Here is a 12172-nt window from a genome sequence, read left to right on the forward strand (position 1 = left end):
GTGAAATTCCACATGATTAGCGGCGGACCGAAGCCGGTCGCGCCTTTCAGCCATGCGGTCGAGACCGATGGATTCGTCTTCGTCACGGGCCAGATGCCGGACACGCCGCAGGCGCCGGGCGTGCTGCCCGAGGGCATCGTCGCGCAGACCCGCGCCGTGATGGAGAACCTGAAAGTGGTGCTCGCCGGCCTCGATCTCGGCCTCGAGCACGTCGTGATGACGCGCATCTATCTGACCCGTTTCAAGGAGGACTACGCCGCGATGAACGAGACCTACCGCACGTTCTTCGCGCCGGATCGCCTGCCGGCCCGCACCTGCGTCGGCGTGACCGGGCTTGCCTACGACGCGCTGATCGAGGTCGATCTGGTGTGCCGGCGGCCGTGATCAAGATGCAGCAAAGCTCGGGCGAACGTTGCGAGCGTAGCGCAAGCATCCAGAACCCATCCTCGAAGGAGGGGTCGTTCAGGCCCTTCCTCAAGTACGTTTGGATGATGACGAATTCGTCCTTTGCAAGCGCAAGCGGCTTTGTTATACGCAGCCGCGCGCGGACGAACGGTTCGCCTTTTCCTCGGTAGCTCAGCGGTAGAGCATCCGACTGTTAATCGGATGGTCGCTGGTTCGAATCCAGCCCGGGGAGCCAAATTCAGAAATAAAATCAAATACTTGCAACTGTTGCGATTTCGCAACGCTTCCCAAAATCGCCTTGTGGGAAGCATATGGGAAGCAAATCGACGCATTTCGCTTCAGAATCATGGAGTTCGCACTTCCCATCTCGTGTTTGCGAGCCTTGCGGGAAGGCAGAGCCCCCGTCGGCCGGTAATTGCCGCTGGCGGAGTGGCCGTTGGGAAGCACATGGGAAGCGGCGTCACGTCCCGCGTTCAGTGATTTGATCCGCGCCTGTTCCGAGGTCGGCTTACGCCCGGGTTGCTACCAATGGTTCCAAGGCTCTCGGACCTCTTTGCGATTAGGGCTTCGACGAACGCCTCGATCTCACTCGCAACCCAAGCTACTCGTTGCTCGCCAACCGGGACTCTCTTCGGGAACTTGCCATCCGCCTCCAGCCTGTCGATATGGCGGCGCGTGTACGGAATGTTGTGCTTTGATTTCAAATCGGAGAAGGTCAAAAGCACCCGCGGTGCTATGATCGCGGAGGACGGCGACTTTTCGGGTTCATCGGACATGTCTGCATCGGTCTTGGGGCGGTTGGCACGGCGCTTTCGACCATCCGGAAGCACCGGCTTCGCAAAGGTCTCCCGAAACACCGGCGGCCGGTCCTTACCCGGCACCGGAGCATCTGCGAATTTTGCGGCAGTTCGGCGTGCCGTGTTGAGATGAAACCTACTTATGTTGCCGATGATCTTGATCGGCCTGCCGGTCACTTCCGAGACGATTGCATAGTAGAGCCTACCAGAAGGGTCGAGGCAGATGCCGAAGATCGGCAGCCTCTCGTCGACGAGAATGACACGTGCTCCCTCCGGAATATCCATGCAATAATTGTTAAACGAAAAACATGAAGAAAGCAATAGTTGTTAAACAAAAAAAGGGTAGAGGGCGGCCTGCAACCGGCCAGAGCCCCTTGGTCGGCTTTCGCGCCTCTGCCGAAATGAGAAATGCCATCAGTCAGTGGGCAGCGCGTCAGCCGGATAGTCCGAAGCTTTCCGAAGCAATCAGAAGGCTTGTTGAGCTAGGTCTCAAAAAATGAGCCGCGCGGTCCCGGGCGAGATGTCACCAGAAAAAGCCACGTGTACCCGTTCAGTTCGTAGGCTAAAGTTCTCTCATCGCTTTTCATCCGTGGTGCCGTAGATGGCCGATGATGACCGGATCACTCTGATTATCGAGGGCCTGCCCGAGGATGAAGGGCGGGTGCGGCTAGGAGCGTTCATGTCTCAGCTCCAGCATCTTAGCGCGACAATTGCGAAGCTGGATCGTGATGCGAACGAGGGAAAGCTCGCGACGTATTACAATATTGCCGAGCTATCATACAACAGTCCGGCCCGGATCGTTCTTGAGCCGCAAGCCCTACCGAAACAACGCTACGTGGGGCACGCCATCATCGAGAGCCTCGCGCGAGTGGTTACTGCGCTTGAAGATGATGACGAGATATTGGGTATTGATGCCGATCTATTAGAGGATTTTCGCGGTCTGGCGCGACCTATCGGCAAGTCGGTGGCAAACGTCACCTTGCTCTTCAATGATCATCGGTTCGACATCACTGAGAAAATCGCCCGCAAGGTTGATGATGCGCTTGCAGTGGACGAGGAGTGTGAGGGCGCGATCGAAGGGAAACTTGAGCAGATAAATTTACATCATGGCGCAAACGTCTTTTACGTCTATCCTGATGTTGGGCCGCGTAAACTAACTTGCCACTTTCCTTCCCGTTTGTACGACGAAGCCGTTTCTGCAGTCGGTAAGCGCGTGGAAGTCTTCGGTACTCTTCGATATCGAGCTGGTGCTGATTTTCCTCATCAAGTTGCTGTGGCGGCGATCGATGCCTTCCCACTAGAAGCCGATTTGCCGGATTGGGATGATGTTCGAGGAATGGCTCCCGATGCGACGGGCGAACTGAGCAGCGAGGCATTTATTCGGGAGCTTCGCGATGGCTGGTACTGAGCCAATATATTATTGGGACTCGTGCCTCTTCCTAGCGTGGATCAAAGACGAGGAGCGTCCTTCCGGCGAGATGGACGGGGTCCGCGAGGTGATCGAGCGCTCGAAGCGACGTGAAGTCAAAATCGTCACCTCGGTGCTGACCTCAGCTGAGGTCCTGGAAAGTCGACTAGTCGCCTATTGGTGTCCCGCTAAGTCCTTGTTCTCCTTACGGTTGAATTTGACCTGTTAATCGGATGGTCGCTGGTTCGAATCCAGCCCGGGGAGCCAAATTCTGCCGACAATTCAGAGATTTATGCCCGCATCCTCATGCGGTGTGCGATCTTCTTCGCCTGACTTTGGAGCATGGCCTCCGCAATCCAGCGTGGAATCACGCTTTGAACAGATGTGCGCGCGGGCGCGGTGGCGCCATGCGGACGGCGCCAAATCGACTCAATTCGAATCGAGCATCGATCCGCCGGACATTTACGGAGCTCATTCCATGCCAGACATCCAGGCCGACCGTTCTCTCATGGCCCCCTCGATTCTGCCGGCCGATGTCCCCGAACTCAGCGACGATGAATGCATCGCCCGTCTGGCGCGTGCGGTCGAGACGCCGGATTCGGCGCGGCTGGACGAGGTCGCAGCTCTGATCGGCCGCCTCGCGGTGGCGATCGAGTAGGACTGGTCGACCCTCCGATTGAGCAGTTGCGGAAGCCTTGGTCTCTCGGGGCCAACGGCCATGTTGCGTTTTGACCGAGCATGCTCCAAAGATGCCGCGAATTTCTTCCGCGGCATCGTCCGCATTGCAGGGTCCGCAAATGTCCGGTTTCTCGACCGCGCGCCAGAAAATGGTCGATGGCCAGGTGCGCACCAGTGACGTCACCGATCGTCGTGTTCTCGATGCCATGCTCACGGTTCCGCGCGAGGCCTTCGTGCCGGCCGCCCGGCAGGCGCTGGCCTATCTCGATCTCGACCTCGACGTGAGCGAAGGCGGCGCCAAGCGGTTCCTGATCAAGCCGGCGCTCACCGGCAAGCTGCTTCAGGCCGCCGAAATCGGCGAGGGCGACAGCGTTCTGGTCGTCGGCTGCGCCACGGGCTACCTCGCGGCGCTGACCGCCAAGCTTGCGCGGCACGTCGTCGCGACCGAGTGCGATTCGGCCTTGGCCACGAAAGCCAAGGATGCGTTCACCGCCCTGGGGCTTGCCAATGCCACCTGCCGGGCGGCGGCGTGCCCCGAAGGGGAACCTTCTGCCGCTCCCTATGACGTCATCGTCCTCAACGGAGCGGCCGAGGTGATGCCGGAAGCCCTGCTCGGGCAGCTGAAGGAGGGGGGGCGTCTGGTAGGGGTGTCGGCCGAATCCAGCCCGCCGCGCGCCACGATCGTGACCCGTACCCACGGTGAATTCGGCCATCGGGCCCTGTTCGATGCCGCAGCCCCAGTCCTTCCCGGGCTGGAACGGGCCGCCGCCTTCGTGTTCTGACGGGCCAAAGCCCGCCAAAATCCCGTTCCGAATCAGAAGTGTGGCAGGGATGCTGCACGTGAAGAGTTTCCGCCGAGAACCACCTTCAGGTAGTTCCGTCGCGCTTGCCCCCGTCCTATGTTGCAGCGGGGCGATGACTCCTCGTAGACGGTAAACCCAGCCCGTGGGCACGGGGTGGGCGTTAGATGAACGGAATTTAAGGGATGCATGGGGTGAAGCTCTTCACCGGAGCTGCGGTTTCGGTCCTGCTGCTGGCGCTTGCCGGGCCGACGCCTGCCTTGGCGGAGACGATGGAAGGCGCGCTGGTGCGTGCCTATCAGGACAATCCGCAACTCAACGCGCAGCGTGCCCAAGTGCGCTCGACTGACGAAAACGTGCCGCAGGCCTTGTCCGGCTATCGCCCGCGGGTCTCGCTGACGGCGAGCGGCGGTTATCAATATCAGGACCTGCAGAGTGCCCCGGGCACCAACTCATTCAATGGAAACAGGCTACCTCGCAGCGCTGCGCTGACCGCTACGCAGACGCTCTATAATGGTAACATCACGGCCAACCGGGTTCGCGGCGCAGAGCATCAGGTCTCAGGCGCGCGCGAGGGGCTGCGCAATCTCGAGCAGAGCGTCCTGTTCTTGGCGGCGCAGACCTACATGGACTATCTGCGCGATTCGGCGACGGTCGAGGTCAACAAGAGCAACGTGCGCGTCCTCGAGCAGACGTTGAAGCAGACCCGCGACCGCTTCAACGTCGGCGAAGTCACCCGCACTGACGTGGCGCAATCGGAAGCGCAGCTGGCTGCAGGACGAACGCTGGAGCAGCAGTCCGAGGCCACGCTGACGGCGACGCGCGCGACCTATCGCCGTGTGATCGGCAACGACCCTGTCAACCTTGCGCCCGGCTCGCCGGTGGATCGTTTGCTGCCGCCGTCGCTGGCAAAAGCGATCGAGCTTGCGCTTATCGAGAACCCGACAGTCACAGCAGCGATGTTCGGCATCGATGTCGCTTATATGAGCGTGAAGATCAATGAAGGCGCGTTGCTGCCGACGGTCACATTGCAAGCGACCGCCCAGCAGGCCAACGAACAGACCTTGATTGCGATGCGCTCGTTCACCGCATCGGCGATCGCGCAGGTCTCGGTGCCGATTTATCAGGGCGGCGGTGAATATTCCCTGATCCGGCAGTCCAAGGAGTCGCTGGCCCAGCAGCGTCTCACGCTTGATCAGACTCGTGACCAGGCTCGCGCTGACACCGCATCTGCCTGGGGCCTGCTCCAGGCATCCAAAGCGCAGGTGACGTCCGCACAAGCCCAGGTGACAGCATCCGAGATCGCGCTGAACGGTGTGCGCGAGGAGGCAAAGGCCGGGCAGCGCACCACGCTCGACGTTCTCAATGCGCAACAGGCGCTGGTCAACGCCCGCATCAATCTGGTGAACGCGCAGCATGATCGCGTTGTGAATTCCTACAGGGTCCTCAGTACCGTCGGCCGTCTGTCGCCGCAGGTGCTTGGTCTGCGGACCACAACCTACGACCCCAGCGTTCACTATCATCAGGTACGCGACAGCTGGGCCGGCGTGCGTACGCCCGACGGGCGCTGATCCGCCTAAAGCGCGATACGATCAGGATGAATCGTCATTGCGCCTTAGGTTTTTGTTCAAGCATGATCTTTTCGGAACACCTCTCCGGATCATGCCTTGGTGATTCGGGCGACCTCGCCGACAGCCGAGGTCGACCGGTGCTTTGCTTGCAATCGTCAAAATCCCTGACATAGCCTTGCCAGAATGATGCGGGTCGATTCGGCCCCGCGTTGATGTCGTGTGCGTAATGCTTGAGTGCCGGGGCAGGGGCGCACCGCTGCACGTTGAGCCGTGATCTGGGGACAAGTCGGGCTGCCGCGACGAAAATGACGGGCCTCCCGTTGCGGAACCGGCCAATCCTGCCGTGCTTGGTGTAAAACAACGCATGCGAGGGCGTTGATGATGTGGAGTCGGAGATGACGCAGCCTGCAAAGGTCACAGAACCCTCGATGGAGGAGATTCTGGCCTCGATCCGGCGCATCATTGCCGACGACGAGGCAAAGCCCCCGCCGGCTGAGGCCGCCAAGCCCGAGAAGGCCGCAGCCCCCGCGACGCCGTCGAAGCCGCAGGCCATGACCGACATTCCGCCATCCAAGGTTGCGCCCGCAAAACCTGCGGCCGAGAAGCCGGCGCCGCCAGTTGCGAAGCCGGCTCCGCCGCCGCCACCCGCGCCCGCGGCGGACGCCACCAACAACCAGGATGATATCGACGCACTGCTGGCGGGGCTCGACGCGGCCACACCTGCGCCCGAGGTCCGTCCTCCCGAGCCGGAGCCGGAACCAGAACCCGACGTGCTCGAATTGACGGACGAGATGGCGGTGGATCCGACACCGCCTCCGCCGCCGCCCAGCTTCCGCAAGGTCGAGCCGCGCGACGATCTCGAGTTCGCCGAATCGCCCCCGCCGCGGCCGACGCCGCCGCCGTCCTACGCGCCGGTGGACTTCGACGCTCCGCCGCAGCAGCCGATCCTCGCGCAATCGACGGTCTCCGCAGTCGAATCCGCCTTCAACTCCCTGGCCCATACGGTGCTGAGCAGCAACGCACGGACGCTGGAGGACCTCGTCAAGGAGATGCTGCGGCCGATGCTGAAGTCCTGGCTCGACGACAACCTGCCGGGCCTCGTTGAACGCATCGTGAAGGCCGAAATCGAGCGGGTCTCGCGCGGCGGCCGTTAAGAAGGGCCGTACGGCCCCGATATAGCCCCGCTCGTACGCCATATTGGGCTCGTCGACCGGGCCGGAAAGCCCGTGCGCTGACGTTTTCGTTGACTTGGCCCACTCGCGCGGCTTTCTAGCAGCCCCATGATCGAGAAAAATTACCAGCCCGCCGATATCGAAGCCCGCATGTCCGTCGTGTGGGAGGATGGCCTTGCCTTCAAGGCCGGTCGCCCCGACCGGCGTGATGCCGTGCCCTTCACCATCGTGATCCCGCCGCCGAACGTGACGGGCTCGCTGCACATGGGCCACGCCCTCAACAATACGCTACAGGACATCCTGTGCCGGTTCGAGCGCATGCGCGGCCGCGACGTGCTGTGGCAGCCCGGCACCGACCATGCCGGCATCGCCACCCAGATGGTGGTCGAGCGGCAGCTGATGGAACGGCAGCAGCCCGGCCGCCGCGAGATGGGCCGCGCGAAGTTTCTCGAGCGGGTCTGGCAGTGGAAGGCCGAGAGCGGCGACACCATCATCAACCAGCTCAAGCGGCTCGGCGCGTCCTGCGACTGGTCGCGCGAGCGCTTCACCATGGACGAGGGGCTGTCGAAAGCCGTCGTCAAGGTGTTCGTCGAACTGCACCGCGAGGGACTGATCTACAAGGACAAGCGGCTGGTGAACTGGGACACCAAGCTGCTCACCGCGATCTCCGATCTCGAAGTGCAGCAGACGGAAGTGAAGGGCCACCTCTGGTATCTGCGCTACCCGATCGAGGGCAAGACTTTCAGCCCCGAGGATCCCTCGAGCTTCATCGTCGTCGCCACCACGCGTCCCGAGACCATGCTCGGCGATACCGGCGTTGCCGTGCATCCCGAGGATGAGCGCTATCAGAAGCTGATTGGCAAGAACGTCATCCTGCCGCTGGTCGGCCGCAAGATCAAAATCGTCGCCGACGAATATTCCGACCCTGAAAAGGGATCGGGCGCGGTGAAGGTGACGCCGGCGCACGACTTCAACGATTTCGAAGTCGGCAATCGCCACGGCCTGCGCCGGATCAGCGTCCTCGACAGGGAAGGTTGCCTCGATCTTCTCGGCAACGAGGATTATCTGCGCGACCTGCCCGAAGGCGCTTCGCAATTTGCCGAGGAGTTCCACAAGGTCGACCGCTTCGCTGCGCGCAAGCGTATCGTGGAGCGGCTGGAATCGTTCGGCTTCGTCGAACGGATCGAACCGCACACCCACATGGTGCCGCATGGTGACCGCTCGAACAGCGTGATCGAGCCGTACCTGACAGATCAGTGGTATGTCGACGCCAAGACGCTGGCGAAGCCTGCGATCGCCGCGGTGCGTTCGGGCGAAACGACGTTCGTGCCGAAGAACTGGGAAAAGACCTATTTCGAATGGATGGAGAACATCCAGCCCTGGTGCATCTCGCGCCAGCTCTGGTGGGGCCACCAGATCCCGGCCTGGTACGGACCTGACGGCAAGGTGTTCGTGGCCGAGACCGAGGAGGAGGCCGTCAGCCACGCCCTCGGCTACTATGTCGAGCAGGAGGTCATCACGCCCGAGCAGGGGCGCGAGATGGCGCTCGACCGCAACAAGCGCGAAGGCTTCATCACCCGCGACGAGGACGTGCTCGACACCTGGCTCTCGTCGGCACTGTGGCCGTTCTCGACGCTCGGCTGGCCCGACGATACACCCGAGCTGCAGCGCTACTATCCGACCAATGCGCTGGTGACCGGCTTCGACATCATCTTCTTCTGGGTCGCCCGCATGATGATGATGGGCCTGCACTTCATGAAGGAAGTGCCGTTCTCGACCGTCTACATCCACGCCCTCGTCCGCGACGAGAAGGGCGCCAAGATGTCGAAGTCGAAGGGCAACGTCATCGATCCCCTGAACCTGATCGACGAATACGGCGCCGACGCGCTGCGTTTCACGCTGGCGGCGATGGCGGCGCAGGGGCGCGACATCAAGCTCGCCACCAGCCGCGTCGAGGGCTATCGCAATTTCGCGACCAAGCTCTGGAACGCCTGTCGCTTCGCCGAGATGAACCATTGTGCCGTGCCTGAAGGCTTCGAGCCGGCAAAGGCGAAGGAGACACTGAACCGCTGGATCGCGCATGAGACGGCGCACACCACGCGTGAGGTGACTGAGGCGATCGAAGCCTATCGGTTCAACGACGCTGCGGGCAGTATCTATCGCTTCGTCTGGAACGTCTATTGCGACTGGTATGTCGAACTTGCCAAGCCCGTGCTGCTCGGTCCGGACAATCCCGCCAAGGACGAGACCCGCGCTATGGTCGCCTGGGCGCGCGATGAGATCCTGAAGCTGCTGCACCCCTTTATGCCCTTCATCACTGAGGAGCTGTGGGAGGTGACGGCCAAGCGTGAGGGCCTGCTCGCTTTGGCGCCGTGGCCGCTGAAGCAGGTCGAGCCGACGCCGGAGCAGCTTGCGATGCTCGCGGCGACGACGGGGCCGACCGATGCGCTCGTTTCCCCGGCCTGGGTGCTTCCGATCTTCGATCATGCCGACTTCACCGATCCCGCGGCCGAGGCCGAGATTGGCTGGGTGATCGACCTCGTCACCCAAATCCGCTCCGTGCGCGCCGAGATGAACATCCCGCCGGCGACACTGACGGCGCTGGTGCTCGCCGGCGCCTCGGCCGAGACCCGGGAGCGCGCGCCGCGCTGGACCGATGTCATCAAGCGTATGGCCCGGCTGTCCGACATCTCCTTCGCCGAGCGCGCGCCTGATGGGGCGGTCCAGCTGCTGGTGCGTGGCGAAGTGGCTGCGCTGCCGCTGAAGGGTGTGATCGACGTTGCTGCCGAGCGCGCGCGTCTGGACAAGGAGATCGGCAAGGCCGACGCCGACATCAAGCGCGCCGAGTCCAAGCTGGCGAACGAGAAGTTCGTCGCCAACGCCGCCGAGGAGGTCGTCGAGGAGGAGCGCGAAAAGCGCGAGGCCGCGCTGGCCCGCAAGGCCAAGCTGCTCGAGGCGCTGGAGCGGCTGAAGCAGGCGTCGTGAGGTTTCAGTCATTCCGGGATGGTCCGCAGGACCAGACCCGGAATCTCGAGATTCTCAGGTGCGCAATTGCGCGATGCTTCGCATCCCCGGAATGACGATCATCTCGGAAACGGCTTGCTCAGAAACTTCGATCCCTTGACGCCGTAGCGCCAGGGCAGTTCGACCGCCTTGGTGATGCCGATGCGGATGCCGGTCGCGACCTCGACATCCTCGGTGCGAGCATGCAGCGCGATTGGCGGACGGTCCAGCGGCAGCGCGTTGTGCGCGAGGGTGATGCCGAGCGCTTCGGTCAGCTTGCCCGGGCCGGAGCACAGCGCATGCGCATCCTGGAGATGCCGGCGCCGGCGCATCGCAGCCAAGCCGTGCGTCGGCTCCAGTGCACGGATCAGCACGGCGCTGGCCGAGCCTTCCGCCTCGCAGACGAAGTTCACGCACCAGTGGATGCCGTAGGAGCGGTAGACATAGGCGAAGCCGGGCGGGCCGAACATCACCTGATTCCGTGGCGTCGGCCCGCGAAAGGAGTGCGCCGCCGGATCGGTATGATGATAGGCCTCGACCTCGACGATGATCCCGCCGACACCGTTGACCAGCATGGTCGCGCCGATCAGGTCGGGGGCGACCTCGTGGACGCTGCGGCCGAAAAAGGTCCGCTTCAGCTGCTTGCCGAGCCGCGGTGTGGATGCCTTCGAGATTGGAGCCATTCGAGGTGAGAATCGACTGAGAACAGAGCAGGATATTGCCCATATCTGCCATGTTCCCTGAAGCGGCGCGAGCCGGGTTGCGGCAGGCAGCCAGACCGATTAGGTAGGACCTGAACAGACCGGACACCCCATGGTCGTTATTGTCGATACCATCTCGAACCCGCTGCGCCCGCGCCACCCCGAAAAGGTGAACCGGCCCGATTCCGCTTCGCCGCCCAAGCCGGACTGGATCCGCGTGCGCGCGCCGAATACCCGCGGCTATGCCGACACCCGCAACATCGTGCGGTCGAACGGCCTGCACACGGTGTGCGAGGAGGCGGGCTGCCCGAACATCGGAGAGTGCTGGGACAAGAAGCACGCGACCTTCATGATCATGGGTGACACCTGCACCCGGGCCTGCGCCTTCTGCAACGTCAAGACCGGCCTGCCGAATGCGCTGGATGGTGCCGAGCCGCAGAACGTCGCCGAGGCCGTGGCCAAGCTGGGCCTCGCCCACGTCGTCATCACCTCGGTCGATCGCGACGACCTCACCGACGGCGGCGCCGAGCATTTCGCCCAGACCATCCGCGCGATCCGGGCCGCGTGCCCCTCGACCACGATCGAGATTCTGACGCCGGACTTCCTGCGCAAGGAGGGGGCCCTCGAGGTCGTGGTCGCGGCGAAGCCCGACGTGTTCAACCACAATCTCGAGACGGTGCCGTCGCGCTATCTCACGGTGCGGCCCGGCGCGCGCTATTTCCATTCGATCCGGCTGTTGCAGCGGGTCAAGGAGCTCGATCCAACCATCTTCACCAAGTCCGGCATCATGGTTGGCCTCGGCGAGGAGCGCCACGAGGTGCTCCAGGTGATGGACGATCTGCGTTCGGCAGAGGTCGACTTCCTGACCATCGGCCAGTACCTCCAGCCGACCCGCAAGCACCACGCCGTGATGCGCTACGTGCCGCCGGACGAGTTTTCGTCTTACGAGAAGGTCGCCTACACCAAGGGCTTCCTGATGATATCGGCGAGCCCGCTGACCCGCTCGTCGCATCATGCCGGCGAGGACTTTGCGAGACTGAAGGCCGCGCGGGCAGCTAACGCCCACTGAACCGATATGCCCCGTTTTTCCAGCAAGCGCCGTGTCAATCACAGCGCATCCGAGATGTTCGATCTGGTCGCCGACGTCGAGCGCTATCCGGAATTCGTGCCGCTGTGCAGCGCGCTGAAGGTGCGCCAGCGCATGGCCAAGCCGGACGGCACCGAGGTGCTGGTCGCCGACATGACGGTGTCGTTCAAGCTGGTCAAGGAATCCTTCACCAGCCGCGTGACGCTCGATCGCGCCAATCTGAAGATCCTGGTCGAATATCTGCAAGGTCCCTTCAGCAACCTCGAAAACCGCTGGACCTTCGAGCCCAAGGGCCAAGAGGGGAGTGAGGGCGTTTGCGACGTCGGATTCTTTCTCGCCTACGAGTTCAGGAGCCGCATGCTGGCGATGCTGATGGGCTCGATGTTCGACGCCGCGTTCGCGCGGTTTTCGACCGCGTTCGAGAAGCGGGCGGACGCGATCTACGGCCGGCCGAAGCTGGCGTCGACGTAGGTAGCTCTCGTGTCCCGGACGCGCTGCAACGCCCTTGGACCAGCGTTGCTGCGCAGAGCCGGGACCCATAGCGACAGAC

At 62.7% G+C, this 12172-nt stretch carries 11 protein-coding genes and 1 tRNA gene; 10 read left to right on the forward strand and 2 right to left on the reverse strand.

The genetic code is table 11. The features are described from left to right. On the forward strand, nucleotides 1-384 hold the full coding sequence (locus EDE08_RS09340) for a RidA family protein (RefSeq protein ID WP_131868619.1): 384 nt from the start codon (nucleotides 1-3) through the stop codon (nucleotides 382-384). A 181-nt stretch (nucleotides 385-565) separates the two neighbouring features. Further along, nucleotides 566-640 (forward strand) — tRNA-Asn (locus tag EDE08_RS09345). A gap of 238 nt (nucleotides 641-878) precedes the next feature. Here the strand turns inward: EDE08_RS09345 and EDE08_RS39040 are convergent. Further along, nucleotides 879-1487 carry a helix-turn-helix transcriptional regulator gene (locus tag EDE08_RS39040; RefSeq protein ID WP_245524747.1) on the reverse strand — a complete coding sequence of 203 codons (609 nt, stop codon included), beginning with the start codon at nucleotides 1485-1487 and terminating at the stop codon, nucleotides 879-881. A 316-nt stretch (nucleotides 1488-1803) separates the two neighbouring features. Here EDE08_RS39040 and EDE08_RS09355 point away from each other — a divergent pair, with 316 nt between their 5' ends. From EDE08_RS09355 to EDE08_RS09380, 6 genes are all read left to right on the forward strand, one after another. Further along, a complete protein-coding gene (locus EDE08_RS09355; RefSeq protein WP_131868620.1) occupies nucleotides 1804-2610 on the forward strand; it encodes a hypothetical protein in 807 nt (268 codons plus the stop codon). 478 nt (nucleotides 2611-3088) lie between these two features. Further along, on the forward strand, nucleotides 3089-3268 hold the full coding sequence (locus EDE08_RS09360) for a hypothetical protein (RefSeq protein ID WP_028176399.1): 180 nt from the start codon (nucleotides 3089-3091) through the stop codon (nucleotides 3266-3268). Nucleotides 3269-3407: 139 nt separating this feature from the next. Further along, nucleotides 3408-4070: a protein-L-isoaspartate O-methyltransferase family protein gene (locus EDE08_RS09365; RefSeq protein WP_131868621.1), complete on the forward strand. Its 663-nt coding sequence runs from the start codon at nucleotides 3408-3410 to the stop codon at nucleotides 4068-4070. A 203-nt stretch (nucleotides 4071-4273) separates the two neighbouring features. Continuing rightward, nucleotides 4274-5659 carry a TolC family outer membrane protein gene (locus EDE08_RS09370; protein WP_131868622.1) on the forward strand — a complete coding sequence of 462 codons (1386 nt, stop codon included), beginning with the start codon at nucleotides 4274-4276 and terminating at the stop codon, nucleotides 5657-5659. Nucleotides 5660-6054: 395 nt separating this feature from the next. Continuing rightward, nucleotides 6055-6813, forward strand: a complete 759-nt coding sequence (locus EDE08_RS09375) for a PopZ family protein (protein WP_165935821.1) — start codon at nucleotides 6055-6057, stop codon at nucleotides 6811-6813. Nucleotides 6814-6939: 126 nt separating this feature from the next. Continuing rightward, nucleotides 6940-9816, forward strand: coding sequence for a valine--tRNA ligase (locus EDE08_RS09380; RefSeq protein ID WP_131868624.1), 2877 nt, complete (start codon nucleotides 6940-6942; stop codon nucleotides 9814-9816). 98 nt (nucleotides 9817-9914) lie between these two features. Here EDE08_RS09380 and EDE08_RS09385 read toward each other — a convergent pair whose 3' ends face one another. Then, a complete protein-coding gene (locus tag EDE08_RS09385; protein WP_131868625.1) occupies nucleotides 9915-10517 on the reverse strand; it encodes a DNA-3-methyladenine glycosylase in 603 nt (200 codons plus the stop codon). A 130-nt stretch (nucleotides 10518-10647) separates the two neighbouring features. On the opposite strand from EDE08_RS09385, the gene lipA reads away from it, so the two are divergent. After that, complete coding sequence (lipA, locus tag EDE08_RS09390) at nucleotides 10648-11604, forward strand: lipoyl synthase (protein WP_131868626.1); 957 nt, start codon at nucleotides 10648-10650, stop codon at nucleotides 11602-11604. Between the two features lie 6 nt (nucleotides 11605-11610). Then, nucleotides 11611-12093 carry a type II toxin-antitoxin system RatA family toxin gene (locus EDE08_RS09395; RefSeq protein ID WP_131868627.1) on the forward strand — a complete coding sequence of 161 codons (483 nt, stop codon included), beginning with the start codon at nucleotides 11611-11613 and terminating at the stop codon, nucleotides 12091-12093. Nucleotides 12094-12172 lie beyond the last annotated feature (79 nt).

Origin of the sequence: Bradyrhizobium sp. R2.2-H (genome assembly GCF_004346455.1) — a bacterium.
Taxonomy (GTDB): domain Bacteria; phylum Pseudomonadota; class Alphaproteobacteria; order Rhizobiales; family Xanthobacteraceae; genus Bradyrhizobium; species Bradyrhizobium diversitatis.

What these genes read in the sequence shown, in the direction of transcription:
- EDE08_RS09360 (WP_028176399.1), top strand. Translation starts at nt 3,089, where the DNA reads ATGCCAGACATCCAGGCCGACCGTTCTCTCATGGCCCCCTCGATTCTG.
- EDE08_RS09365 (WP_131868621.1), top strand. Translation starts at nt 3,408, where the DNA reads ATGTCCGGTTTCTCGACCGCGCGCCAGAAAATGGTCGATGGCCAGGTG.
- EDE08_RS09370 (WP_131868622.1), top strand. Translation starts at nt 4,274, where the DNA reads ATGCATGGGGTGAAGCTCTTCACCGGAGCTGCGGTTTCGGTCCTGCTG.
- EDE08_RS09395 (WP_131868627.1), top strand. Translation starts at nt 11,611, where the DNA reads ATGCCCCGTTTTTCCAGCAAGCGCCGTGTCAATCACAGCGCATCCGAG.
- EDE08_RS09375 (WP_165935821.1), top strand. Translation starts at nt 6,055, where the DNA reads ATGACGCAGCCTGCAAAGGTCACAGAACCCTCGATGGAGGAGATTCTG.
- EDE08_RS39040 (WP_245524747.1), bottom strand. Translation starts at nt 1,487, where the DNA reads ATGGATATTCCGGAGGGAGCACGTGTCATTCTCGTCGACGAGAGGCTG.
- lipA (WP_131868626.1), top strand. Translation starts at nt 10,648, where the DNA reads ATGGTCGTTATTGTCGATACCATCTCGAACCCGCTGCGCCCGCGCCAC.
- EDE08_RS09380 (WP_131868624.1), top strand. Translation starts at nt 6,940, where the DNA reads ATGATCGAGAAAAATTACCAGCCCGCCGATATCGAAGCCCGCATGTCC.
- EDE08_RS09355 (WP_131868620.1), top strand. Translation starts at nt 1,804, where the DNA reads ATGGCCGATGATGACCGGATCACTCTGATTATCGAGGGCCTGCCCGAG.
- EDE08_RS09385 (WP_131868625.1), bottom strand. Translation starts at nt 10,517, where the DNA reads ATGGCTCCAATCTCGAAGGCATCCACACCGCGGCTCGGCAAGCAGCTG.